The following is a 23,918-nucleotide window of genomic DNA, read 5'->3' as shown; positions in this document are numbered from 1 at the left end:
TCCGCGCGGGGCGGCCGGTTCGCTACAGTCCGCGAGGATTCCCGAGGCTTGAGGAGATCGACACCGTGAACGTTCCCGACGAACGCCCCGTGCCGCCGCTGACCGGCGGCGAGCGCGAAATGCTGCGCGCCTTCCTGGACTTCCACCGGGCGACCCTCGCGATGAAGTGCGAGGGCCTGACGGACGAGCAGTTGCGGGAGCGGTCCAGCCCGCCGTCGGAACTGAGCCTGCTCGGGCTGGTCCGGCACATGGCGGAGGTGGAGCGTACCTGGTTCCGCCGGGTGATCGACGGCCAGGACCTCCCGCTGGTCTGGTCCGCGGACGGCGACTACCAGGCCGCGTACGACGCCACCGGCGCCACCCGGGCCGAGGCCTTCGCCGCCTGGCAGGCCGAGGTCGAGCACTCCCGCCGGATCGAGCTCGCGGCCGACACCCTCGACGTCACCGGGTACCAGGCCCGCTGGGACGCCGAGGTGTCGCTGCGGCTGGTGATGCTGCACCTGATCCACGAGTACGCCCGGCACAACGGGCACGCGGACTTCCTGCGCGAGGCCATCGACGGGGTGGTCGGGGCGTAGCGCCAGTAGGACACCCCCCCGGGCCGGGGCCCGCTACCAGCCGAGCAGGTGGGTGCGGGTGGTGAGGGCGGTGAGGACGGACTTGGCGGCCGTCTCGGGGGTGAGGGGGGTGGTGTCGAGCTCGTGCGGGGTGGCGGGGGCCGCGGTGGTGAGGACGACGTAGTGGAGCGCGGCGCCGGTGGTGCGGCTCTCGCGCCGGAAGGCGTCGAGGGTGGCCGGGGCGCCGGGGCACTCGACGATGACCTGGTAGCCGCGGGTGGCGTACGCGAAGGCGGCCTGCGCGGCGGCGGCCAGGGCGGTGGCGTTCTGCCGGCCGGCCTCGGGCAGGTGCGGCGGGACCAGGCCGGTGCGGATGACCCGCAGGAAGTCGTCCGTCCGCAGGTGGACGCTCGGGTTCAGTTCCCGCGCGAGCAGCTCCGCGACCGGGCTGTTCCCGGCCCCGGACGGGTCGACAAGGACGAGGACGCCCCCGGCGCCCCGGCCGCCCCCGAGCTCCGGCCCACCTACGGTCGTACGGTTCACAGCTGCTGATCCCTTCGCGGGCCGGGGACGGTCGGGCAGCCGGGCCGAGGCGGTCGGCGTGCGAAGGGGCCGGTCGGCCCGGATCCGGACAGCCGGTCGCCTCGTTCCTACGACTGATGCGTTTCGGGGATCAACCTAGTCCAAACGGGTGCCCCGAGTCGTCCCCCGTCCGGTGTGGGGGCGGGTCGCCGGGGCCCGCCGGTGACCGTTCGGTGATCGGCCGGTGACCGACAGGTGACCGGTCTCAGTGCTGCTCCTCCACTCGCAGGACGATCGGGTTGGTCAGTGCCGCCATCGGGCCCCAGGGCAGGTCCGGGCCCATCGCGTTGCCCTTGCCCGGTGTGCCGTCCGCCTTCGGGTGGCGCACCTCGGCCCGGACGTACGCGGCGAGCGAGGCGGTGGTGCGCCACACCACGGTGCCGGAGCCGTCGGCGGCCAGCGGCTCCTGGTGCATCTGCCCCTCGTCGGTGATCAGCCGGACCGTCCCGCCGGGCACGCCGGAGACGGTGAGCCGGACGTCCAGCGGCGCGTCGGCCGGTACGGTCAGCTCCTCGCCGATGCCCGCCTGGCGGCCGTGCCCGGTGACGGTGAAGTCCAGCCGGACGGCCCGGGACTCGGCGAGCCAGCTGCGCCCGTCGCGCAGCCCGTCCAGGACCGCGTCCCGGGTGAGGTCCTCGGCGAGCACCACGTTGTGCGGGGTGCCGATCACCTGGGGCTCGCTGTGCGCGTCGCTGTTGCCCATGGCAGGCAGCCAGGAGCGGCCCTCGCGCAGGGCGACGGCGAGCCGGCCGTCCCAGGTGTCCACCGCGGACTCGTCGTCGTACGTCCAGGGGCCGTTCCACACCTCGACGAGGTCGGCCTGCTCGTAGCCGAACTTCCACTGGCAGGCGACGTACGGGCAGTACGGGTGCGCGGGCACCACCAGGCCGCCGCCGCGGTGGACCTGGCGGACGAAGCGCGGGAACTCCTCGTCGCGGGAGCGGTAGCGCCAGTCGACGAACTGCCCGGCTTCCAGGCCGAGGGCCAGCCAGTGGCCGTTGCGGGTGGTGATCTCCTCGCCCGGGACGATCAGCAGGTCGGGGCCGGCCAGCGGGCCCCAGACGGCGTGCGAGGAGCTGGTGTTGTGGTCGGTGGAGACGATGAAGTCCAGGCCGGCCGCGCGGGCCCCGGCCGCGACCTCCTCGGGGAGGCGGCGTCCGTCGGAGTGCACGGTGTGCAGGTGGCAGTCGCCCCGGTACCAGGCGCGGCCGCGGCCGCGGGCCCGCTCGGCGGGGTAGTGCGGGGTGAACAGCGGCCCGGTCGGGCCGAACCGGAGGGTGACCTGGACGCGGTACTCCAGGCCCTGCGGGGCGACCTGGTAGGGGCCCAGGACGACGTGCCAGGTGCCGGGGCCGACCGGGCCCGGGAGGTAGCCGGGGGTCGCGGCGGAGCGGGAGAGGCTGAACTCGGTGCGGAAGCCGCCGGACCAGCCGCGGAAGCCGGGGCCGCCGAGGTCGGTGCCGCGTTCGTCGAAGATGCCGATGTCGCAGGAGTTTCCGGGGGTGCCGGCCGGGACCGGGGGCTTGTCGTAGCTGTAGGAGACGGCGATCTCGCGGACGCCCTCCGGGACTTCGACCGGGAGGTAGACGAAGTCGGCGGTGCCGGTGGGGAGATGGCCGGTCAGGGTGAGGGTGCGGTCGGGGGCGGCGGCGGGGGAGGCCACGGGGGAGGCGCTCGCCTCGCCGGTGGCGGCGGCGAGGCCCAGGGCGGTGGCGGCGCCGGTGGCGAGGCCGGTGCGGAGGAGGTCGCGGCGGGCGGGCTGGGGGGTGCTGGGCTCGGTCGGCATCGAGGTCTCCGGTTCGGGGCGGGCGGGTCGCTCGCGTGCCTACCCGGGTGGGTGAACCCGGGGTGAGTCGGGGCCCACCGGGGCGGGGCGGGTCGGTGAAGAGGTGCCGGGCGGGGTCGGGGGCGAGTTGCGGGGAGTGACGAATGGTCGGTTCATAGTCATGTAAGCGTTTGATATGACAAATGGTGTGACGTGACATCGCATGACGTGACATGACGTGACGGGTCGGGAGGCGGGAATGGCGGTGAGCCGGCGGATGCTGCTGGCGGCGGTGGCCGGGGGCGCGCTGACGGCCTGCGGGGCCAGGACGGCATCGGCCCCGGGCCCGGCGGGGTCCGTCCCGGCGACGGCGGGCGGTATACCTGCCGGGGTCGAAGCCCAGGCCCAGGCCCAGGCCCAGGCCGACGCGGGGCCGGAGCCCACCGGCGCGCCGACCGCCACGCCGTCCACCGCGCCGCCCACCGCCGAGCCGTCCGCCGCTCCCGCCACCCCGGCCCCGGCGGCAGCGGCGGGTGCGACGCCGACCCGGGCGGAGCTGGTGGAGCGCTACGGTGCCCTGGCCCCGACCGACTGGGGGCTGGAGGTCGCCGGCGTGATCACCGAGCTGCCCGACGGCGAGCGCGCGACGGCGCTCACCTTCGACGCCTGCGGCGGCCCCGGCGGCAACGGCTACGACGCCGACCTGATCGACTTCCTGCGCTCGTACGGCGTCCCGGCCACGCTCTTCCTGAACGCCCGCTGGATCGACGCCAACCCGGACGAGTTCGAGCAACTCGCGGGCGACCCGCTGTTCGAGATCGGCAACCACGGCACCGTTCACCGCCCGCTCTCGGTTACCGGCCGCTCCGCCTACGGCATCGCCGGCACCGGCGGCGTCGGCGAGGTGTACGACGAGGTGGCGGGCAACGCCCGGAAGCTCACCGGGCTGCTCGGCCACCCGCCCCGCTTCTTCCGCTCCGGCACCGCGCACTACGACGACGTGGCCACCCGGGTGGTCGCCGACCTGGGCGAACGCGTGGCCGGCTTCACAGTGAACGGGGACGGCGGCGCCACCCTGCCCGCCTCCGAGGTGCGGCAGGAGGTCGCGTCGGCCCCGCCGGGCGCGATCGTGATCGGCCATCTGAATCACCCGGGCGGCGGGACCGCCCGAGGCGTGGCGGCGGCGGTCCCGGGGATGCTGGCGGCCGGGCGGCGGTTCGTCCGGCTCTCGGACGTGATGTAGGCCGGGCCCGGGAACCGCACCGGCGGGCGGCTACCGCAGGCGCAGACCGCCCGGGTGCTCCTCCTCGATGATCCGCACCAGCCAGTCGAAGACCGTCGGCCCCTTGCCCGCCCGGGCGGCGGCCAGCTCGGCGGCGACCTGCGCGCGGTTGGTGGGGTGGCAGCGGCCCAGCCGCACCTGGAGCTGGCGGACGGTCTCCGGGTAGCCGAGGCCGCGCCGGGAGGCCTCGTGGTCGCGCCACTCGATGACCCAGTCGCCGTCGTCGGGCGTGCCGTAGCCGCCGCGGAGGCAGTCGGCGAAGGCGTCGAGGTTGCGTCCGAAGTAGCCGTCGGTGCCGATCTCCTGTCCGACGACGTCCCAGAAGTCCTCCAGAGTGCCGATCCTGCTGCCGTCGATCACGTAAGTCACCGTCACGGGGTCGAGGATATGCCCGGCCGGTGAACGGACCGCCGGTGAATCGGCAGGCGGTGGCCGGGCGGGCTCAGGGCCGTACGGCGATGGCCGTGGCGATCAGCCCGTCCCGGACGGCCCAGCGGCCGTCGAAGCCCTCCACCCGGCGTCCGCCGACCAGCGGGCCGGGGACCAGCAGGCGGGCGGTGAAGGTGCCGTCGGGGGCGAGCTCCAGCTCGGCCTCGGAGAAGTCCAGGAACACCCGGGTCAGCGGGAACCACGCCTTGTACACGGACTCCTTGGCGCTGAACAGGACGCGGTCCCACGGCGTGTCCGGGTGCGCGTCGGCCAGCTCGGCGAGCAGCTTCTGCTCGACGGGCAGCGCGACCACGTTCAGGACGCCCTCGGGCAGCGGCAGCGCGGGTTCGGCGTCGATGCCGACGGAGGCGAGCGCGTCGGCCGGGGCGACGGCCGCGGCGCGGAAGCCGTCGCAGTGGGTGAGGCTGCCGACCACGCCGTCCGGCCAGCTCGGCGCGCCGCGCAGGCCGGGGACGAGCGGACGGTAGGGCACGCCGAGCCGGGCGAGGGCGCCCCGGGCGCAGTGGCGGACGGTGGTGAACTCGCGGCGCCGCTTGTCGACGGCCCGGGTGATGACCGCCTCCTCCTCCGGCTCCAGCCTGGCGTGCGGCGGGTCGTCGTACGCCACCTCGGTCGCCACCACGTCCGGCAGCAGGTCCCCGATCACCCGTTCCCCCCTCGGTCGGCCGCGCGGGGCCGTCGCCGCGCGGGACGAGGGTAACCCGGGTGGACGGATCTTCGGGGGCGGAACGGGGACTACTGCCGGAGGCCTGCCGCCGGGTGGCCGGAACCGGTGCGGCCGCTACTCGAAAGCGGCGGCGGCCTCGCGCAGCGCCCGGACGACCGTCTCCGGGTCGTACGGCGCCGGGTCGCCGGGCAGATAGGTGACGGAGCGCAGCGCGCCGGTGTAGCGGAAGGAGCGGTGGCGCTCGTGCACCGGCCAGGAGACCGGGGACTTGCGGTCGAGGCCGACGCTGATGCCCTGGAAGGGCGCCATGCCGATGAGCTGGTGGACCGGGCCGAGCCGGCCGCCCTCGGCGCCGTCGACGAGCAGCCGGAACTCCCACCTGAGGTCGGCGACCGCGGTGGCCGCCAGGGTGACCAGGCGGGCGCCGGGCGGCAGCGGGCCGCCGTCGGCCTCCAGCAGTTCGCCGTACTGGTTGTAGGCGAGGCGCAGCCGGCCGTCCTCGACGTAGAGGCTGTAGCCGCCGCCCTGGTCGCCGTGCGAGACCAGGACGCCCTCGTCGCCCTCGCGGTAGCCGTCGAGCGCGACCTCGACCGTGAAGGAGCGGAAGGAGATCAGCCGGGAGGAGCGGTAGCGTTCCAGTTCGGGGGTGCCGGGCAGCAGGGTGACCGGGCGGCGCAGCCGGTCGGCCTCGGGGCCGCGCAGCGCGAGGGCGCCGCTGCCGTCGGCGAGCGGGAAGACGCCGTCGCGCCAGGCGGCCGCCTCCCAGGCCGCGGACAACTCCTTGACCAGACCGGGGTGTTCGGCGGCGAGGTCGTGGATCTCGGTCGGATCGGTGTGCAGGTCGTACAGCGCCCACTCGCCGTCGTCGTAGGGGGTGCCGGGGCGGTGCAGGGTGACCAGCTTCCAGCCGTCGCGGTAGTAGCTGCGGTTGCCGGTCATCTCGCAGTACTGCTCGTGGTGGGTGCTGGGCGCCGCCTGGTCGCGCAGTACGGAGCCGAAGGCGATGCCGTCGAGGTCCTGGACGGCGCTGCCCCGGCGGTCCGACGGCCGTTCCACGCCCGCGAGTTCGAGCAGGGTGGGGAGGATGTCGGTGACGTACTGGTACTGGGAGCGGACGCCGTCGTCGCCCTCGGCGCGCGGCAGGCCGGCCGGCCAGGAGAGCACGAACGGCACCCGGACGCCGCCGGCGTAGGTCTGGCCCTTGTACAGCCGGAAGGGCGTGTTGGAGGCCATGCCCCAGCCGCGCGGGTAGTGGACCAGGCTCTGCGGGCCGCCGATCAGCTCGATCTCGCGCCGGACGTCGGGGTTCCAGTCGTCCGGAAGGTTCGGGTGGTGGACGAAGCGGCTGAAGTAGCTGCGGGTGCCCTCGGCGCCGCCCTCGCCGGTGCCGCCGTTGTCGCTGGTGAACACGATGATGGTGTTGTCGAGTTCGCCGAGGGCGGCCAGGGTGTCGGTGAGTCGGCCGAGGTTCCGGTCGACGTTGTCGACCATCGCCGCGTACACCTCCATGTAGCGGGCGTACAACTTCTTCTGCACATCGGTGAGTTCGTCCCAGGGGCCGACCTCGTACCCGGCCTCGGAGTTGCGCTCGGGCAGTTCGGTGCCGGGCGGGAAGTGGCCGGCGGCGAGCTGGCGGGCGAAGCGGGTGCGGCGCAGCTCGTCCCAGCCGTCGTCGTAGCGGCCCCGGTGGCGGGCGAGGTCCTCGGGCTTGGCCTGGAGCGGGCCGTGCACGGCGTTGTGGGCGAGGTAGAGGAAGAAGGGCTTGTCGGCGTCGTGGGCGCGCAGCGACTTGACCATCTTGACGGCCTGGTCGGTGATGTCGTCGGTGTAGTAGTAGCCCTCGGGGAACTCGTCGATGTCCAGGGGGCTGTTGTCGCGCACGAGTTGGTGCGGGTGGAAGAGGCTGGTCAGGCCCTCCAGGACGCCGTAGTACTGGTCGAAGCCCTTCTGCAGCGGCCAGTTGGCGCGGTCGTCGGCGGCGTTGGAGGCGGAGTCGCGGGTGAGGTGCCACTTGCCGACGGCGTAGGTGGCGTACCCGGCGTCGTGCAGCAGCTCGGCGAGGGTGGGGATGTCCCCGGAGACCTCCATGCCGTAGCCGGGGAAGCCCGGGTCGGCGTTGGCGACGAAGGAGTAGCCGACCCGGTGCGGGTTGAGGCCGGTGAGCAGGGCGGCCCGGGCGGGGGAGCAGAGCGGCATGGTGTGGTAGTTGGCGAGTCGGACGCCGGTCGCGGCGAGCCGGTCCAGGGTCGGGGTGGGGATCTCGGCGCCGAACGGGCCGATGTCGCTGTAGCCCATGTCGTCGACCAGCACGACGACGATGTTGGGCGCGCCCTCGCGCGGGCGGACGCGCCGCGGCCAGGCGGGGGTGGACTCGGCGAAGGTGCGGCCGACCGTGCCGGGGAAGCCGGCGTAGGGGTCGCGGCGGTGTGGGTCGGCCGGGCCGGCGGCGGCGCCGGTCACTGCTGCCGGGCGGGCGGTCGCTGCGGGTTCGGTGGTCGCTGCGGGTTCGGTGGTCATGCGGTGCTCCGGGTGGTGGCTCGGTGGACGGCTCGGGTGGTGGCCGGTGCGGGCTCCAGGCGCGGTACGGCGGCCAGGAGTTCGGCGGTGTAGGGGTGCTCGGGGGCGGTGACGACGCGGTCGGCCGGTCCGGTCTCGACGATCCGGCCGCGGTGCATCACCGCGATCCGGTGGCTGACCCGGCGGACGACGGCCAGGTCGTGGGCGATGAACAGGATGGCCAGGCCGAGTTCGCGCTGCAGTCCGGCGAGCAGGTCGATGACCTGGGCCTGCACCGAGACGTCGAGGGCGGACACCGGCTCGTCGCAGATCAGCACACTCGGCTCCGGTGCCAACGCCCGTGCGATGCCGATGCGTTGGCGCTGGCCGCCGGAGAAGGCGCGCGGGTGCCGGTCGGCGGTGGCCGGGTCCAGGCCGACCTGTTCCATCAGTTCCGCCACCCGGGCGGCGCGCCGGGCGCGGTCGCCGAGGCGGTGGGCGATCAGCGGTTCGGCGATGATCTGCCCGGCGGTCATCCTGGGGTTGAGCGAGGAGTACGGGTCCTGGAAGACGAGTTGGATCTCGCGGCTCGGCGCGCCGCGGTGCGGCCGGCGGCCGAGTTCCTCGCCTCGGAAGCGGATGCTGCCCGACGAGGGCGCGTGTGCCCGGACCAGTGCCCGGGCGAGGGTGGACTTGCCGGAGCCGGACTCGCCGACCAGACCGAGCGTCTCGCCGGGGTGCAGGTCGAGGTCGACGCCGTGCAGGGCGGTGACGGCGCGCCGCCGGGAGCCGTAGGTCTTGCCCAAGTCACGGACCGTGATCAGGGGTTGGTCTCCGGGTGTGCTGTTGGCGGCGGCCCGGGAGGGTTCCTCCAGCCGGGGGACGGCGGCCAGCAGTTCGCGGGTGTAGGGGTGCCGCGGAGCGGAGAGGACGTCTGCGGTGTCGCCCCGCTCGACCACCCGGCCGTGCCGCATGACCAGCAGGCGGCGGCAGGTCTGGGCGATCACCCCGAGGTCGTGGCTGATCACCACCAGCGCGGTGCCGGTCTCCCGGTTGATCCGGGTGAGCAGGCGCAGGATCTGCTGCTGGACGGTCGGGTCGAGGGCGGTGGTCGGCTCGTCGGCGACCAGCACCTCGGCGTCGTGGGCCAGGGCGAGGGCGATCATGATGCGCTGGCGCTGGCCGCCGGAGAACTGGTGCGGGTGGTCGCGCAGCCGCCCGGCGGCGTCCGGGATGCCGACCAGGTCGAGCAACTCGGCGGCACGGGCCTGACGTTCGGCCTTGCGGAGCGTTCGGCCGGGGGCGTGAGCGGGGGTGTCGGCGGAGGTGCCGGCGGGGGTGCCACCAGGGGAACCGCCGGGGGTGCCGTCTGGCGTGCCGCGACGGGTGCCGCCGTGGGCGCGCAGCGCCTCGTCCAGCTGCCGTCCGATGGTGAGGACCGGGTTGAGCGAGGACATCGGGTCCTGGAAGACCATGGCGATCCGCCGGCCACGCAGGGGCCGCAGCGCGTCCTCGGGGAGGGTGGCGAGGTCCTGGCCGGCGAGTGCGACCGAGCCGGCGGTGATCCGGCCGCCTGGCGGCAGCATCCGCAGCAGGGCGAGCGCGGTGGTGGACTTGCCGGAGCCGGACTCGCCGACGATGCCGAGGGTGTCGCCGGCGTCGAGGTCGAAGCCGACTCCGTCGACGGCGGCGGCGCCGAGGGCGGATCCGTCGGTGGGGCCGGGGTCGGTGCCGTCGGTGGGGCCGGGGTCGGTGCCGAAGCGGACGGTGAGGTCGGTGACGCGGAGCACGGCGGTCATCGGCGGATCCCCCGGTTCAGTGCCTCGGCGATCAGCGTGAAGCCGAGCACCAGTGCGGTGGTGGCGGCCAGCGGGGCGGCCGCGAAGGCGGGGTCGGTGGTGAGGTAGGCCACGGACTGGCTGAGGATGCTGCCCAGGGTGGGCTCCGGCGGGCGGACCCCGAGGCCGAGGAAGCTGAGCGCGCCCTCGATGAACACGCCCAGCGAGAGGGCGACGGCGGTCTGCACGATCAGCGGGTCGACGGCGTTGGGCACGATGTGCCGCAGCAGCACCCGGGCCCGGGAGGCGCCGCCGAGGCGGGCCGCCAGGGCGTACTCGCGCTCCCGCTGGACCAGGATCCCGGCCCGCAACTGCCGTCCGAAGCCCGGGATCTCGGCGAGGGCGATGACGATCACCACCGGCCAGCGGCCCGGGCCGAGGACGGCCGTCACGGCGAGGCCGAGGATCAGCCCGGGGAAGGCGAGCAGCAGGTCGAAGGCGCGTTGGACGGCGAGGTCGGCCCAGCGGGAGGTGGCCGCGAGCAGGGCGGCCGCGCAGCCGAGCAGGGCGCCGATCGGGACGGCGGTGACGATCAGCGCGAGGTCGGTGCCGATGCCGTGCAGCACCCGGCTGAACAGGTCCCGGCCGAGGTCGTCGGTGCCGAAGGGGTGTGCGGAGCTCGGCCCGGCCAGGGCGAGCGCGCTCTGGGCGTTCGGGTCGGTGTCGGTGAGCAGTGGCGCGAGCAGCCCGGCGAGGGCGACCACGCCGACCAGGGCGAGGCCGGCCAGGCCGCGCCAGGTGCGCAGGGCGGACAGGTAACGGCGCTGCCGGGCACGGGTCTTGAGGGGAAGGGTGGCGGTGGTCATCGGGTCACTCCCAGCGGATCCGGGGGTCGAGCCAGGCGTACGCGAGGTCGGTGAGCAGCTGGACGGCGACGTAGACCGCCACCACCAGGAGCAGGAGGTCCTGCACCACCGGGTAGTCGCGGCGTGCGACGCCCTGCTCGATCAGCCGGCCGAGGCCCGGCCAGGCGAAGATCCGCTCGACCAGGACGGCCCCGGCGATGAGGTGGCCGACCTGGAGGCCGAGGACGGTGACGGCGGAGGGCAGTGCGTTGGGCAGGGCGTGCCGCCAGACGATCCGCCGCCGGGAGACGCCGAGCGCGGTCGCGGTGCGGACGTAGTCCTCGGCGAGGGCGCGCTCGATGCCGTCCTTGAGGTAGCGGGCCAGGACGGCGGCGCTCGGCAGGGCCAGGCAGAGCGCGGGCATCGCCAGGTACTGGACGGCCAGGTCCGGTGCGTCCAGCAGGGATTCCCGGCCGCCGGCCGGCAGCAGTTCGAGCGAGACGGCGAAGACCAGGACCAGGACGACGCCGGTGACGAACGGCGGGATGGCGAGCACGGCGGTGGTGACGGCCTGGAGGGCGGCGGCGACCGGTCGGCGCCGGGCGGTCGCGCCGGCCACCGCCAGTGGCAGGGCGATCAGCACCACCAGGACCAGTGCGCCGAGGGCGAGTTGGGCGGTGGCGCCGAGCCCGTTGCCGATCAGGTCGGTGACCTGGCCGCCGATCGCGTAGCTCGGGCCGAGGTCGCCGCTCAGCAGGTCGCCGAGCCAGCCGAGGTACTGGCCGAACAGCGGCTGGTCGAGGCCGAGCCGGGTGCGGATGGCCTCGACGGTGGCGGTGGAGGCGTCCGGTCCGGCGAGGGAGGCGGCCGGGTCGCCGGGGATGAGGCGGAGGATGAGGAAGACCGCGAAGGAGGCGAGGACCAGGACCAGCAGGCCGCTGGGGAGGCGTTTGAGGAGGAAGGTGCGCATGGGTCGGGTACCGGGCCGTCCTGCTCAGGCCGTCAGATGGGCGTCGTCGAGGTTGAGGTAGCCGAACTTGTTGAGCGTGGCGCCCTGGGCCCTGCGGCCCGCGACCTCGACCAGTCCGGCGATGGCGAGGTCGATCACGAACTCCTCGTCCAGCAGGACGTCGGTGATCTGCCGGTAGAGGGCCTTGGCGTCGGGGCTGTCGCTGTCGCTGCGGTTCCAGGCCTTCTGCACCACGTCGGTGTAGGCGGGGGAGGTGAAGCGCGAGCTGTTCCTGGCCTCGTTGAACGGGTACGCGCTGACCGCGAGGGTGGCCGGGTGGAGCTGGGCGAAGCCGTGGCTGAGCGTCCACAGGGCGGGCATGGACTGGGAGATGAGCTGCTTCTGCATGGTCGGCGAGTCGGTGGGCTGGAGCACCGTGTCGATGCCGACCTGCTGGAGGTCGTACTGCAGGATCTGGGCGGTCGCGGTCGGGCCCGGCTCGCTGGAGTGGGCGAAGGGCAGGGTGATCCGCTCCAGGCCGGCCTCCTTGAGCAGGGCGCGGGCGCGGTCCGGGTCGTGGCGGTAGTGGGCCGCGTCGGCCTCGGTGTAGGCGGGGGAGGACTTGGGCCAGGGCACCGAGGAGACGCTGCCGTAGCCGCCGAGGGCCTGCTGGACGAAGCGCTCGCGGTCGATCGCCCAGGCGATGGCCTGGCGTACGCGCTTGTCGCCGACGTGCTCGGCGGTGACGTTGACGCCGATGTAGTAGGCGCCGGAGCCGGTGTCGTACTGCTTGATCCGGAACTGGGGGTCGCCGCGCAGGCCGGCGACGTCCTTGCCGCGGACGTTGTAGGACAGGTGGGTCTGGCCGGTTTTCAGCGAGGACAGCAGGGACTCGGCCTGCGGGACGACCCTGATCTCCACGCCGTCGAGGTACGGGCGGCCGGGGTTCCAGTAGCGGTCGTTGCGGGCGAAGGTGAGCGAGGAGCCGGGCTTGCGGTCGGTGAGGGTGAACGGGCCGGTGCCGATCAGCCGGGTGCCCGCCACGGCGTCCTCGACGGTGCCGGAATCCGGGATGATCATGAACTCGAAGAGGTCGAAGAGGTTGCTCACCGGATGGGCGAGCACCAGGGTCAGCTCGAAGTCGCCGTTCTTGCGGAAGTCGGTGACGGTGGCGGCGGTCGAGCGCAACTGGGCGGAGCGGGCCGGGTTCTGGAGGTTCCGGACGGCGAAGACCACGTCGTCGGCGGTGAACCGGCGGCCGCTGTGGAAGAGCACGTCCTCACGGAGCCTGAGGGTGACGCTCAGGCCGTCCGGGGCGACCTCCCAGGCGGTGGCGAGTTCGGGCTGCGGCCGGAGCTGGTCGTCGTACCTGGTCAGGGTGTTGAAGACCAGGCGCTGGACGAGCGTGTTGGCGCTCTGGGCGAACAGCAGGCTCGGGGTGAAGTCGATGCCGGTGGCGACGGAGAGCACGCCGCCGCGTCGCGGGGCGTCCGGACTCCCGGCGGTGCCCGGGGCGTCGGCGGCGTGCGCGGCCTCGTCGACGGCGGACCGGCAGGCCGCGAGCGTCAGCAGGCCGGCACCGGCGAGGCCCGCGCGCAGCAGGGCGCGGCGGCTCGGGGCGGAGGGACGGGTGAGCGCGGTCATGGCGGTCCTTCGGGGCTGCGGGGTCACGGGCGGAGGGCGAGGACGGGAGCGGCGCTGGCGGTGGGCGTGCGGGCGTCTGTGCGGGCCGGGCCACGGGCCGGTGCCGTCGGGAGCGCGCGGACCGGCCGGGCGTACAGCTCGCCCAGCACCGGGGCGCCGGCGGCCACCGCGAGGACATCGGCGCCGCGCTGCTGGGCGATCAGCAGGTCGGCGTCCCGGCGCAGGTGCGAACGGAGGGCGAACTCGGCGCGGACGACGTCGAGGTAGCCGGGGTCGAGCAGGGCGAAGGTCTCGGTGAGGACCAGCAGGTCCGGATTGACCACGTCGGCCAGCAGCGCCAGGGCGCGGCCGATGATCCGGGCCCGGTTGCGGACCAGCCGGTCCGCCCTCGGGTCGCCGCGCCGGACGGCGGCGACCAGGCCGGCCCGGTCCGGGCCGTCGGTGACCCCCTCGGCGGTGGCCGCCTCGAACAGCGTGGTGTCGGAGGCGGCCACCGAGAGGCAGCCGAGCCGGCCGCAGTGACAGCGGGCGTCGCTCCGCGCGTCCGGATCGGTCACGGTGCCGGTCACCGGGAGGTGGCCGAGGTCGCCGGTGGCCGCGGGCGGGCCCAGGTGGACCGTGCCCGCGACCGCCAGCGCCGCGTCCACCACATGGCCGACGAACAGCTGGACCATGCTGCGGCGCGCGGCCGGATGGCCGAAGAGGATCTCCGCCTGGGTGAGCGCCCGGGCGTGGTTGTCCACCTGGACCGGCAGCCCGGTGGCGTCCTCCAGCAGGGCGCGCAGCGGCAGGTCCCGCCAGTCCAGCGGCCCGTGGCGCAGCATCAGCCCGCGCTCCGGATCGACCGAGCCGCCGCTGACGGCGCCCAGCCCGACCACCGTACGGTCGCCGCGCAGGGCGTCGACCAGCCGGGGCAGCCGGGCCAGCAGCGGCTTCAGCACGGCGGGCCCGGTCCGGCCGCGGTTGGAGAGCTCCTTGCGCCGCAGCACCCGGCCGCGCAGGTCGAGCAGCGCCACGGTGGTGTACGGCACGCCGATGTGCAGCCCGGCGACGGCGAGCCGGTCGGTGTCCACCGTGAGCGGGAGCTGCGGGCGGCCGACCGTACCGGCCCCGCCGCCCGCCAACTCCGGCCGCTCGCGCAGGAGTCCGAGCCGGACCAGGTCCACGGTCTGGCGGGACACCGCCGAGGCGCTGAGCCCGGTGAACTCGGCGATCCGGCTGCGGGCGACCGGCCCGTGGTCGAGCACGGTGCGCAGGACGGCTGCGGCGTTGGCGTCCCGGCGGTCGTCGCCGGCGCGGAGGGGAGTCGACATGGCCTCGTTCGTCTCGTTCGTCGCGTTCCGTGGTGCGGGCGTGCGGTCTCCGGGGCCCGTCAGTTCGCCGCTTCGAGCTCCGCGGCGGGCACCAGGCCGGGCACCCGTGGCGGGTCGGCCGGCTCCAGCAGACGGCTGGGGGTGCCGTCCACGCCGACCGGCAGGTCGCCGTCCAGGGTGATCCGGCGCACCAGGCGCGGCTCGTCGCCGTAGTCCGCGACCGCGTAGTGCTGGGTGGCGCGGTTGTCCCAGATCGCCACGTCGCCGACCTGCCAGTCCCAGCGGACGGTGTTCTCCAGCCGCTCGACGTAGCGCTGGAACAGGTCGATCAGGGCCTTGCTGTCGTCGCCCGACAGGAGCTGAATGCGCTGCGCGAACGCGCCCAGCAGGAGGGTCTTCTCGCCGGTCACCGGGTGGACCCGGACCACCGGGTGCTCGGTCTTGAAGGCGGTGGAGACGAAGACCTCCCGGAACAGCTTGGCGACCTCGGCGTTGTTCGCCAGCTCCGGGCGCAGGGCGAGCCGGGCGGCGTAGTCGTAGTCGTTGGTGTGGACGGCGCGCAGGCTCTCGGCGAGGGTCTTCAGCGGCGCGGGCAGGTCGCGGTAGGCGGCGGCCGTGTTGGCCCAGACGGTGCTGCCCCCGGCCGGCGGGACCTCCAGGGCGCGCAGGATCGACGCCTTCGGGTAGGACGGGACGAAGGTGACGTCGGTGTGCCAGTTGTTGGCGCGCACCCCCTTGGTGGCGTCCAGCTCGAAGATGTAACGGCCGTCCGCGCTGGGCACGGTGGGGTGGCCGACCGGGTCGCCGAGCAGCCGGGCGAAGGCCTCCTGCGCGGCGTCGTCCAGGTGCTGCTGGCCGCGGAAGAAGAGCACCTTGTGCTCGTACAGGGCGGCTTCGAGGGCGGCGACGGTCTCGGCGGGCAGGTCGCCGCCGAGGCGTATGTCGTGCACGATCGCGCCGATCCGGCCGGCGGCGGGGGTGAGGCGCAGGGCGGTGGCGGGCGCGGTCGGGGTGCTGGGGGCGGTGGGGGCGGTCGGGGCGGTGGTCATGGCGGTGCCCTTTCAAGGGGGGATGCGGTGACGGTGAGTGATGGCAGGCGGGCGCGACGGAGGGCGTCCGGGCAGGGGTGGGCGTACGGCCCCGGCGTGCGGCGGGGTACGACGGTGGGTGCGCGGGAGGACGGTCCGGTCCGGCGAACGGTCAGGCGGACGGTCAGGACGCGAGCGCGCCGCGACAACAGCGGCGCGGGCAACGGCGGGGAACGGGGCGGACAGCGGTGTGCATCGGCCCTCCTTCCGGCTCGTCGCGACTGGGCTCGGGTCTCATCGTGCTGAAGGGCGCAGGCCGCTGTCAATCGTCATCTTGCCTGGTGGGAAAGGGTGTTGCCGATTCGTTTCGGCTGCTTGCGGCTTCTTGCGGCCCGTTGCCGCCGATGACGGGAGGATGGCGGGCGCGCTACGGCCGCGCGTTCGGCCTTGTCGTGCGGGTGTGGGGGTTACTAACTTGCGGAGCGGAAGAAATCCGGGCCGGCGCGGGCGGTTCCCGCGCCGGGGCCGACGCCTGCCCTGAGGGCGGCGTGCTCGCCGCGCTCGACGTGTTCGCGGTGCTCGGCACGCTCGCCGCGGTCGGCGTGCTCGCTACGTTCGGTGACGGGGCGTCGGGGGCTACTGCCCGAGCAGCCGGGCGAAGTCCAGCCCGAGGCCGCCGAGGACGGGCAGGGCGCCGAGATCGGTGACGGCACCGACCGGAATGCTGTAGCCCTGGTTGACCTCGCGGAGCGGGGAGTCCGCGGCCGCGGGTGCGGCGGTGGCCGGGAGCAGGGCGGCGCCGAGGAGCAGGGCGGCGAGAGCGGTGCGCATGGGGCGGGTCCTCCGGGACAGGCGTACGGGTGACGGCCTGTCAACACCCTCCGTGGTAGCGCGGTCACGCATCTTCGCCCCTTCGGCCGCATTCGTAAAGATCCTTGACTTGTGGTGATGCCAACATCGTGGAGGTCTGGACCATGCCGAGGACGAGCGCATACGTTCCCTTCACAAGGGTGGGCATCGGGTCGCCGAACTGCCGTGAGGCTTCGGTGGTTTCCTGCTGTCATGCCCATGACCAGCACGTTCGCCAGCACAACCGGAGGGACCGAACCATGCGCGCCATCGGCAAGAACCTCAGGATCCTCGCGGGCGCCCCGCTCGCCGCAGCCGCCCTGATCGCCCTGACCGCCGGCACCGCCAGTGCCGCGATACCGATCAACAAGCCCATGACCGGCAAGGCCACCTACTACACCGATGGCGGCACCGGCGCCTGCGGCACCCCGATCAACGCCTCCTCGCAGATGCTGGTCGCCGTGTCGCACACCTGGTGGACCACCGCCAACCCGAACAACGACCCGGTCTGCAAGGGCATTTCGGTCAAGGTGACGTACCAGGGCAAGACCATCACCGTCCCGGTGAAGGACCAGTGTCCCTCCTGCGACTCCACCCACATCGACCTCAGCCAGCCGGCCTTCGCCAAGCTGGCCCCGCTCGACAAGGGCGTCATCAGCGGCCTCACCTGGCAGTTCGTCAAGGCGGGCCTCAAGGGCGAGACCGTCGAGCTGTCCGCCCCGATCACCGGCTCCACCATCGGCTGAGACCGGCGGGTCTGACACGACCGGTGCCCGCCCCCGCAGCCGAGCGGGAGCGGGCACCGGCCCGTGCGGTCTCAGTGGTGGAGCCGGGCGCACGCGGCGTCCGCAGCGTCCGCGACCTCAGCGGCAGAGCGCGGTGTCCACCTGACGGCGTACCACCGGCCCTGAGGAGCCCCTGAGAGAGCCTGAGAGGGCGCGACGGGGAGCGGGGCTCAGAGCTGCTGTTCGATGGCCTCGAAGATGTCGGCGTCGGTTTCCTGCTGCCACTTGGGCAGATCGTCCCAGTCAGCGACGTAGCCGGGCTTGGGGTCCTCGATGTGCTTGTGGATCTGGGCGATCCAGCAGGTCGCGACGAACCGGCCCTTCTGCTCGCGGGTGAGCCTGGCGGTCGCCCCGGACGAGACGGCGACGAAGTCGCGGACCTGCCCGTACACAGCGGCGGCGGACGCCCGCTCCCAGTCGGGCGTCTCCTCCCAGGGGGTGACATACCCGGGCTTCGGCTCGCCCGGGAAGTGCCTGCGCACCCCGGCGATCCACGCCTCACGGAAGATCCGCCCGTTCTCGGTCATCTCATCATCCTTTGATCAGTCAGTTACTCGAAGCGCCCTGGTTCCGTGCCGTCCCGCAGATAGCGAACGCGCCCGTCGCCGAGTGCGCGCAGGGCGGCCCGGAGGCGGTTGCGCTGGCGGGGGAGGAGGCGTGCGGCGGCTTCGGGGGCGGGGAGGAAGAGGGCTTCGGAGAGTTCGTCGTCGTGCGGGCGGAGGGTGGCCGCGAGGGCCGGGGAGAGGGTGCCCGCGTCGAAGAGGAAGGCGAGCTGGTCGTCCCAGGGCCCGTGCGGGGAGACCCAGTCCACGACGAGCAGGCCGTGGATGGTGACGGTGAGGCCCAGCTCCTCGCGCAGCTCGCGGACGGCGGCCTGGTCGGGCGGTTCGTTGGCCTCGGCCATGCCGCCGGGCAGGTCCCAGCCGTCCTTGTAGGTCGGGTTGACGGTGAGGACGCGGCCGGCTTCGTCGCGCAGGACGACGTCGGCCGAGACGCGTTTGCGGGCCTGTTTCGCGTTGCCTTCGGCGAGGTAGGCGTTCCAGGCGTCGGTGTCGGTGGGTGCCGGTCTCACGATGAACCTCCCCGAGGCTCCGGGATGATGTCGGCGAGCAGAAGGAGTCTTGCTCTGTTCGCTTCGTCGAATCGTGCCAGGTATTCCCGGACGGGGCGGTAGTCGCGGTGCCTGCCGAGGAGTTCGGCCAGATCGTCGAGTTGGGTGACGACCCGTACGGATCCGAGGGTGGGGCTGGTGGCGAGGAGGTCGGTGCCGACCGACACCGCGGCATCGAGGTCGCCGCATCGGACGTGGCTGCGGGCGAGGGTGATCCGGCTGAACGCCAGCGAACGTGTGCGGCCGTCCTCGCGGAGGGCGACAGCCTGCTCGGCGCACCGGAGGGCGTCGCCGGATCGGTCGAGGTCGGCGAAGACGAGAGCGGACTCACTGGCGAGCGTGGCGTGGTCGAACGGGCTCAACCACGGGTGGGAGTCGTCCGCACGGGTGGCGAGGGCCGCGTGGGCGAGGTCGAGTGCGCGGATGGCGGGTCCGAACTGGTCGGAGGCGGCGAGGGCGCGGGCGAGCATGGTGTTCAGCCGGGCCGCCAGGCTCGGCGGGTGGGGACCTCGGCGCGCCAGGTCGATGCCGACCGTGGCCCAGTGCGAGGCGTGGGAGGAATCTCCGCTGTGCAGGGTCAAGTGGCTGGTGCTGGCGGCGATGTGGGCGGCGAGCGAGGTGTCGCCTGCCGCCTGGGCGAGTGTGAAGGCACGGGAGAAGTGGTGTGCGGCGGTCTTGTCGCGGCCCGAGTCGTGTGCCATCCACCCGGCCATTTCGGTGAGCGCCGAGGCGGTGGCGAATACCTGCGGGCTGCTGCCGATGTCGACCAGTCTGGGAGCCACGTTGACGGACAGGTGGCGGACCACCGCGGAGTAGAGCCGACCGCCACCGGTCTGTCGGTCGGCCGAGCGGAAGGCCTCCACGGCCGCGAGGTCGTCCGCTGCCGCGCCCGGGGAGGCGGGGGCCGGCGGCTTGGCGGTGGTGGCCAGTGGTTCCCACGGGCGTCGGGCGAGACCCAGCAGATGGCCGGGGATGTGGAGCGCGTCGGAGATCTGCTCGAACAGTGCGAGCTTCTCCACCCGGGTCTTGCCGTTCATGTAGTCGTACAGCCGGCCTTGGGTGATGTCGGCAGCGGCGGCCAGCCGACGGGTGCTGAGGCCACGGGAGTTCAGGAGTCGGAAGACGGTTCCCATGTCGCGTGCCGCGCACGCCGCCAGGAAGCGGGGGTTGTCGAGGAGCCCCGCGACGGTCTGGTGCGGGTCCGACTGACGGTCCACTGCTCGCTCCCTTGAACGCGTGATCCCGATCCTATGGCCACGGAGAGTGCGGTGACCTCGACTTGGAGTCACTGGATCGGAGTCCTTGGAGCGGCTCTGGAAGGGCTTGGGTGATGTGCGGGCCGCCCGGCCCCTGGCCCGACTGAGGAGTGGTGCGATGAGCCGGCCCGGCAAGGCGGATCGTGAGGCGGCCGTCCACGGTCCGCAGGTGTCACCGGTCGACCGGCCCGGACGGGTCGCGGGCGATGCCGGCGTTGATGGTGGCGGGGAGGGACCAGGAGGGGCACCGGGGGTTGGCCCTGGTCCACGACCTCACCAAGGGGCGTTGGGGTGCGGCGGTGGAGTCCCTCGGGAAGGTCGTGCACGCGGACCTGGCGGTCAGGTCCTGATGAGATCTGAGACCTGAGGTGCGGGCGGCTTACTGTTCTGGGGTCCGCAAGGGTTCGAGAGTGGGGATTTCGGGGTGTCCGAGGCGAAGCAGCGGGTGCTGTACGTCGTGGTGTGTGCGGCCGGAGTGGCGGGCGGGGTGGGGGAGTTGGTCTCCGCCGCGCAGGCCCGTGGGTGGGTCGTCGGGGTGGTTGCGACGCCGAACGCCATGGGGTTCCTGGACGCTGAAGCGATCGTCGCGCAGACCGGGTACCCGATCCGCTCCGCCTGGCGGAAGCCCGGGGACCCCCGGCCGCTGCCGGATCCGGACGCCCTGGTGGTCTCCCCGGCGACCTTCAACACGATCAACAAGTGGGCCCTCGGCATCTCGGACACGCTCGCGCTGGGGATCCTCTGCGAGTCGTACGGGTGGGGGATCCCGGTGGCCGTCCAGCCGTGTCTGAGTGCCGCGCAGGCGGCCCATCCGGCGTACGGGGAGAGCCTCGACAAGCTCCGGCGGATGGGGGTGCGGGTCGCGGAGGCCACGCCCGGTGCGTACAGCTGGACCCGGGCCCTGGACCTGCTCGGGGAGTGACGGCGGCCGACCGGGGGCCGTCGGGCGGCTGACAGGGTGGCTGGTCGCGGCCGGCGATCCTGGCACTGTGACGGGTGGTCCGACCCGCCGGCCCGGGGTAGCGTCCGGGCAGGTCAGCGAGGGTGTGGGAGGTTTCCGGTGGCGGCGGTCAACGGCGAGGTGTCGTTCTGGTACGCGGCGGACGGTGTGCCCGAGGCGGGCCCCCGGCTGCCGGGGGAGCGGGACGCCGACGTGTGCGTGGTCGGCGGCGGGTACACCGGCCTCTGGACGGCCTACTACCTGAAGAAGGCCGACCCCTCGCTGCGGATCGTCCTCCTCGAACAGCGCTTCTGCGGCTACGGCGCCTCCGGCCGCAACGGCGGCTGGCTGTACAACGGCTTCGCGGGGCGGGGCGCGTTCGCGAAGCGGTACGGGCAGCGGCGCGCGGCGGCCATGCAGCGGATGATGGACGAGGCCGTCGGAGAGGTCGTGGACGTCGCCGCCGCCGAGCGCATCGAGGCGGACATCGTCCGCGGTGGCGTGCTCGAAGTCGCCCGCAGCAAGCCCCAGTTGGAGCGCCTGCGGGCCTTCGTCGAGGGTGAGCGGGCCTACGGCGAGGGCCGGGTCGAGCTGTTGGGGGCGAAGGAGGCGGCCGACCGGGTCGGCGTCGCCGGGACCCTCGGCGGCTCCTGGTCGCGCTACGGCGCGCGGATCCAGCCGGCGAAGCTGGTGCGCGGGCTGGCCCGGGTGGTGCGGGGGCTCGGCGTGGAGGTGTACGAGGGCACCGCGGTGACCGCGATCCTGCCCGGCAGCGCCTACCGCAAGCCGCGCGCCGTCACCCCGTACGGCACCGTCACGGCCGACCACGTGCTGCGCGCCACCGAGGGGTTCACCGCCGGGCTGCGCGGCGAGCGGCGGACCTGGCTGCCGATGAACTCCGCGATGGTCGCCACCGAGCCGCTGCCCGCCGCGTTCTGGGCGGAGGCGGGCTGGCAGGGCCGCGAGGTGCTGGGCGACTTCGCGCACGCCTACATGTACGCGCAGCGCACCGCGGACGACCGGATCGCGCTGGGCGGGCGCGGCGTGCCGTACCGGTTCGGTTCGCGGACGGACTCGGACGGCGGCACCCAGGTGGAGACGGTCCGCCAGCTCCGCGCGATCCTGAACCGCTTCTTCCCCGCCGCGGCCGGTGCCCGGATCGACCACGCCTGGGCGGGCGTCCTCGGCGTCCCCCGGGACTGGTGCGCCACCGTCGAGCTGGACCGGGTGAGCGGGCTCGGCTGGGCGGGCGGGTACGTCGGCAGCGGGGTGACCACGACCAACCTGGCCGGGCGCACCCTGTGCGACCTGGTGCTGCGGCGCGACACCGAGCTGACCGGGCTGCCGTGGGTCGGCCACTCGGTGCGGCGCTGGGAGCCGGAGCCGCTGCGCTGGCTCGGGGTGCACGCGATGTACGCCGCCTACCATGCCGCCGACCGGCAGGAGTCGGCCGGACGGGCCACCACCTCGCCGATCGCCCGGGTCGCCGACCTGGTCTCCGGCCGGGGCTGAGGCCCGCGACCGACGGCCGGGCCCGCCACCGACGCGGCCCGGCCACCCGGCCGCCCCGGCGGCCGCCCGGGCGGTGGGCCGCCGTTCGGGCGCGCCGCCGTGCGCGGCCCCCCGGTGGCGGCGACCGTGGGTGCGTGATGCGGAGAACCCTGCCGGCCCTGTGCCTCGCCCTGCTGCTCTGTGTGCCCGCCGCCCGTGCGTACGGACGGTCCCCCGGTTGGCAGGTCGCGGTGGTGGACCAGGCATCCCGGCGGGTGCTGGTCCTGCAGAGCGCCGAGGAGCTGATGGCCTACCGGGGGCCGGACCGGCTGCCGGTGGTGTGGGGCTGGAGCGCCGACCGGGCACCGGAGTTGGCGGACCTCGCGCCGGCCCGCAGCTGGACGAACCCGGACGAGGCGAAGAGCCGGGTCCGGCAGGGTCGCCGCTACCTGCTGACCACCGCCTCCGGCGGGCTCGCCGCGGTCGTCGAGGTCGCCACCGGCCGGACCCGTTGGGCAGCGGACCTGGGGCGGTCCGTCAACCCGCACAGCATCGAGCTGCTGCCGGACGGCAATGTCGCCGTCGCGGCGAGCGCCGGGGGCTGGGTCAGGCTGTACGCGGCCTCGCAGGGCCCGCGCGCGACGGCCTTCGTGGAGGTCCCGCTCGCCGACGCGCACGGGGTGCACTGGGACGCGCGGACCGGCCTGCTCTGGGCACTTGGCGGCTCCGCGCTGTACGCGCTGCGGGTCGGCGGCAGCCCGGCCGCGCCCGCCCTCACCGTCGTCCGGAGCGTCCCGCTGCCCGGCCCCGGCGGCCACGACCTGGCGCCCGTGCTGGCCGCCCCCGGGCTGTTCTGGGTGAGCACGCTGACCGGCCTCTGGACCTACGACCCCGCCGCCGGCCGCTTCACCCCCGTCCACCTGACCGAACCGGCCGCCGAGCGGGACGTCAAGAGCATCGGCGACGAACCCGGCCGCACCGGCCGGCTGCTCACGGTGACCCCGGAGCACACCGGCCCGTGCGACTGGTGCACCACGGTGATCACCCTGCACCGGCCCGAGGGGACGCGGGCGCTGCGCGGCACGCACCTCTACAAGGCGAGGTGGTGGGGCGGCTGGTGACCGCTCGTGCCCCCGCACCCGGTGTCGCTGTTCGCGGGCCCGTGGTCCCCTGCTCCACGGGCCCGCGAGCGGCCGCCGACGCGGCGACGGCCCCGAGGTTCAGCGGCGGGCCCGCAGGCCGGGGCCGGTGGAGCCGGTCCACCACTCGAACCAGACCTGCGTGGAGGCGTTCGGGTCGCTGTCCCACTGTTGGGCGTGGACCCCGTTCGCGCGACGGCCGTCCGGGATCTCCAGCACCTTCCAGCTGTTGTTGTTGACCAGCCCGACCCCGGTGTAGGGACCGGTCCACGAGCCGTAGAGCACCCACTGCTGGGTCGGGATGCCCGTCGCGCCGACGCAGTCCCACTGCTGGACGGGCGCGCCGTTGTCACGCCGGGAATCGGCGACCTCCAGGCACTTGCCACTGTTGGCGTTGACCAGCAGGACGGTCGGCCGCTCGCCGCTCGCGACGGTGACGTAGCGCCAGCGCTGGGTGGCGGCGCCGACGCAGTCCCACTGCTGGACGGGCGCGCCGTTGTCGCGCCGGGAATCGGCGACCTCCAGGCACTTGCCGCTGTTGAAGTTGCGCAGCTCCAGCGTGCCGTCCCCGCCTGCGACGGCCTGGAGACCGGCCAGTGCCGCGCCGGGCGTGCCGGGGGCGCCGGCCGCGCCGGGGGCGGTGGCGAGGGCGGAACCGGCGGTCAGCGGCCGGGCCGGGGCCGGGTCGGCCGCCGTGGCGGCGGTCGCCGCCGGTGCCGACAGCACCGCCACGGCGGCGGCCGCGAGTGCCGCACCCCGGAGTCGGCCGCTGCCGCCGCTACCGCCGTTGCCGCCGTTGCCGTTCGTACGTGAGGACACGGATTCACCTCGGTCGTTGTCGGGCCCGACCCGGGCCGGATCGGATGAGCCCGATCCTTCGGCAGGCCGCTTTCTCCCGGCTGTCGGGGGGCGGGCGGGGCGCCGCCCCCCCCCCCCCACCCGGGCGGCGGCCCCCCCAGGGGATGATAAACAACAGAACCCGCCGCCGAAA

At 74.1% G+C, this 23,918-nt stretch carries 22 protein-coding genes; 6 read left to right on the top strand and 16 right to left on the bottom strand.

The window, feature by feature from the left end:
* Positions 1 to 119: 119 nt before the first annotated feature.
* The gene (locus ACFQ6N_RS16175; protein ID WP_380649717.1) at positions 120 to 578 is read left to right on the top strand and encodes a DinB family protein; all 459 of its coding nucleotides are present in this window, start codon (positions 120 to 122) and stop codon (positions 576 to 578) included.
* Between the two features lie 33 nt (positions 579 to 611).
* Here the strand turns inward: ACFQ6N_RS16175 and ACFQ6N_RS16170 are convergent, their stop codons facing one another.
* Both ACFQ6N_RS16170 and ACFQ6N_RS16165 read right to left on the bottom strand, forming a co-directional pair.
* On the bottom strand, positions 612 to 1,100 hold the full coding sequence (locus tag ACFQ6N_RS16170; protein ID WP_380649612.1) for a hypothetical protein: 489 nt from the start codon (positions 1,098 to 1,100) through the stop codon (positions 612 to 614).
* A gap of 244 nt (positions 1,101 to 1,344) precedes the next feature.
* Complete coding sequence (locus ACFQ6N_RS16165; RefSeq protein ID WP_380649611.1) at positions 1,345 to 2,925, bottom strand: CehA/McbA family metallohydrolase; 1,581 nt, start codon at positions 2,923 to 2,925, stop codon at positions 1,345 to 1,347.
* A gap of 238 nt (positions 2,926 to 3,163) precedes the next feature.
* Between ACFQ6N_RS16165 and ACFQ6N_RS16160 the strand changes: the two genes are divergently transcribed.
* A complete protein-coding gene (locus ACFQ6N_RS16160) occupies positions 3,164 to 4,147 on the top strand; it encodes a polysaccharide deacetylase family protein (protein WP_380649610.1) in 984 nt (327 codons plus the stop codon).
* Between the two features lie 30 nt (positions 4,148 to 4,177).
* Here ACFQ6N_RS16160 and ACFQ6N_RS16155 read toward each other — a convergent pair whose 3' ends face one another.
* From ACFQ6N_RS16155 to ACFQ6N_RS16110, 10 genes are all read right to left on the bottom strand, one after another.
* The gene (locus ACFQ6N_RS16155) at positions 4,178 to 4,561 is read right to left on the bottom strand and encodes a barstar family protein (protein WP_380649609.1); all 384 of its coding nucleotides are present in this window, start codon (positions 4,559 to 4,561) and stop codon (positions 4,178 to 4,180) included.
* Positions 4,562 to 4,628: 67 nt separating this feature from the next.
* Positions 4,629 to 5,282, bottom strand: a complete 654-nt coding sequence (locus ACFQ6N_RS16150; RefSeq protein WP_380649608.1) for a 4'-phosphopantetheinyl transferase — start codon at positions 5,280 to 5,282, stop codon at positions 4,629 to 4,631.
* Between the two features lie 135 nt (positions 5,283 to 5,417).
* Positions 5,418 to 7,820, bottom strand: a complete 2,403-nt coding sequence (locus ACFQ6N_RS16145; RefSeq protein ID WP_380649607.1) for an arylsulfatase — start codon at positions 7,818 to 7,820, stop codon at positions 5,418 to 5,420.
* Positions 7,817 to 9,598, bottom strand: a complete 1,782-nt coding sequence (locus tag ACFQ6N_RS16140; RefSeq protein WP_380649606.1) for a dipeptide ABC transporter ATP-binding protein — start codon at positions 9,596 to 9,598, stop codon at positions 7,817 to 7,819. Before ACFQ6N_RS16140 ends, ACFQ6N_RS16145 begins: the two co-directional genes overlap by 4 nt.
* Entirely contained in the window at positions 9,595 to 10,443 is an 849-nt protein-coding gene (locus ACFQ6N_RS16135; protein ID WP_380649605.1) for an ABC transporter permease, read from the bottom strand. The genes ACFQ6N_RS16140 and ACFQ6N_RS16135 overlap by 4 nt, the downstream gene beginning before the upstream one ends.
* Before the next feature lie 4 nt (positions 10,444 to 10,447).
* A complete protein-coding gene (locus ACFQ6N_RS16130) occupies positions 10,448 to 11,392 on the bottom strand; it encodes an ABC transporter permease (protein ID WP_380649604.1) in 945 nt (314 codons plus the stop codon).
* A 24-nt stretch (positions 11,393 to 11,416) separates the two neighbouring features.
* Positions 11,417 to 13,015, bottom strand: coding sequence for an ABC transporter substrate-binding protein (locus ACFQ6N_RS16125; protein WP_380649603.1), 1,599 nt, complete (start codon positions 13,013 to 13,015; stop codon positions 11,417 to 11,419).
* 23 nt (positions 13,016 to 13,038) lie between these two features.
* Entirely contained in the window at positions 13,039 to 14,328 is a 1,290-nt protein-coding gene (locus ACFQ6N_RS16120) for an ROK family protein (RefSeq protein ID WP_380649602.1), read from the bottom strand.
* Between the two features lie 59 nt (positions 14,329 to 14,387).
* Positions 14,388 to 15,377: a TauD/TfdA dioxygenase family protein gene (locus ACFQ6N_RS16115; RefSeq protein ID WP_380649601.1), complete on the bottom strand. Its 990-nt coding sequence runs from the start codon at positions 15,375 to 15,377 to the stop codon at positions 14,388 to 14,390.
* 615 nt (positions 15,378 to 15,992) lie between these two features.
* Positions 15,993 to 16,187 carry a hypothetical protein gene (locus ACFQ6N_RS16110; RefSeq protein WP_380649599.1) on the bottom strand — a complete coding sequence of 65 codons (195 nt, stop codon included), beginning with the start codon at positions 16,185 to 16,187 and terminating at the stop codon, positions 15,993 to 15,995.
* A 278-nt stretch (positions 16,188 to 16,465) separates the two neighbouring features.
* Between ACFQ6N_RS16110 and ACFQ6N_RS16105 the strand changes: the two genes are divergently transcribed.
* The gene (locus tag ACFQ6N_RS16105; RefSeq protein ID WP_380649598.1) at positions 16,466 to 16,951 is read left to right on the top strand and encodes a cysteine/serine endopeptidase inhibitor; all 486 of its coding nucleotides are present in this window, start codon (positions 16,466 to 16,468) and stop codon (positions 16,949 to 16,951) included.
* A gap of 209 nt (positions 16,952 to 17,160) precedes the next feature.
* Here the strand turns inward: ACFQ6N_RS16105 and ACFQ6N_RS16100 are convergent, their stop codons facing one another.
* The 3 genes from ACFQ6N_RS16100 to ACFQ6N_RS16090 are packed head-to-tail and all read right to left on the bottom strand — an operon-like array spanning position 17,161 to position 19,318.
* Complete coding sequence (locus ACFQ6N_RS16100; RefSeq protein ID WP_380649597.1) at positions 17,161 to 17,517, bottom strand: hypothetical protein; 357 nt, start codon at positions 17,515 to 17,517, stop codon at positions 17,161 to 17,163.
* A gap of 23 nt (positions 17,518 to 17,540) precedes the next feature.
* A complete protein-coding gene (locus ACFQ6N_RS16095) occupies positions 17,541 to 18,062 on the bottom strand; it encodes an NUDIX domain-containing protein (protein WP_380649596.1) in 522 nt (173 codons plus the stop codon).
* Complete coding sequence (locus tag ACFQ6N_RS16090) at positions 18,059 to 19,318, bottom strand: helix-turn-helix domain-containing protein (RefSeq protein ID WP_380649594.1); 1,260 nt, start codon at positions 19,316 to 19,318, stop codon at positions 18,059 to 18,061. The genes ACFQ6N_RS16095 and ACFQ6N_RS16090 overlap by 4 nt, the downstream gene beginning before the upstream one ends.
* A 463-nt stretch (positions 19,319 to 19,781) precedes the next feature.
* Here ACFQ6N_RS16090 and ACFQ6N_RS16085 point away from each other — a divergent pair, with 463 nt between their 5' ends.
* The 3 genes from ACFQ6N_RS16085 to ACFQ6N_RS16075 all read left to right on the top strand — a co-directional run bounded on the left by ACFQ6N_RS16085 (position 19,782) and on the right by ACFQ6N_RS16075 (position 22,909).
* Complete coding sequence (locus ACFQ6N_RS16085; protein WP_380649593.1) at positions 19,782 to 20,279, top strand: flavoprotein; 498 nt, start codon at positions 19,782 to 19,784, stop codon at positions 20,277 to 20,279.
* A 138-nt stretch (positions 20,280 to 20,417) separates the two neighbouring features.
* Positions 20,418 to 21,809: an NAD(P)/FAD-dependent oxidoreductase gene (locus ACFQ6N_RS16080; protein WP_380649592.1), complete on the top strand. Its 1,392-nt coding sequence runs from the start codon at positions 20,418 to 20,420 to the stop codon at positions 21,807 to 21,809.
* A 137-nt stretch (positions 21,810 to 21,946) separates the two neighbouring features.
* A complete protein-coding gene (locus tag ACFQ6N_RS16075) occupies positions 21,947 to 22,909 on the top strand; it encodes a DUF6528 family protein (protein WP_380649716.1) in 963 nt (320 codons plus the stop codon).
* Between the two features lie 99 nt (positions 22,910 to 23,008).
* On the opposite strand, the gene ACFQ6N_RS16070 is transcribed toward ACFQ6N_RS16075, so the two are convergent.
* Positions 23,009 to 23,746, bottom strand: coding sequence for an RICIN domain-containing protein (locus tag ACFQ6N_RS16070; RefSeq protein ID WP_380649591.1), 738 nt, complete (start codon positions 23,744 to 23,746; stop codon positions 23,009 to 23,011).
* Between the last annotated feature and the right edge of the window lie 172 nt (positions 23,747 to 23,918).

Source organism: Kitasatospora sp. NPDC056446 (assembly GCF_042796115.1).
In the GTDB taxonomy this organism is placed as follows: domain Bacteria; phylum Actinomycetota; class Actinomycetes; order Streptomycetales; family Streptomycetaceae; genus Kitasatospora.
The sequence above is the reverse complement of the archived record's forward strand: the minus strand, read 5'-3'. Positions and strand labels throughout refer to the sequence as shown.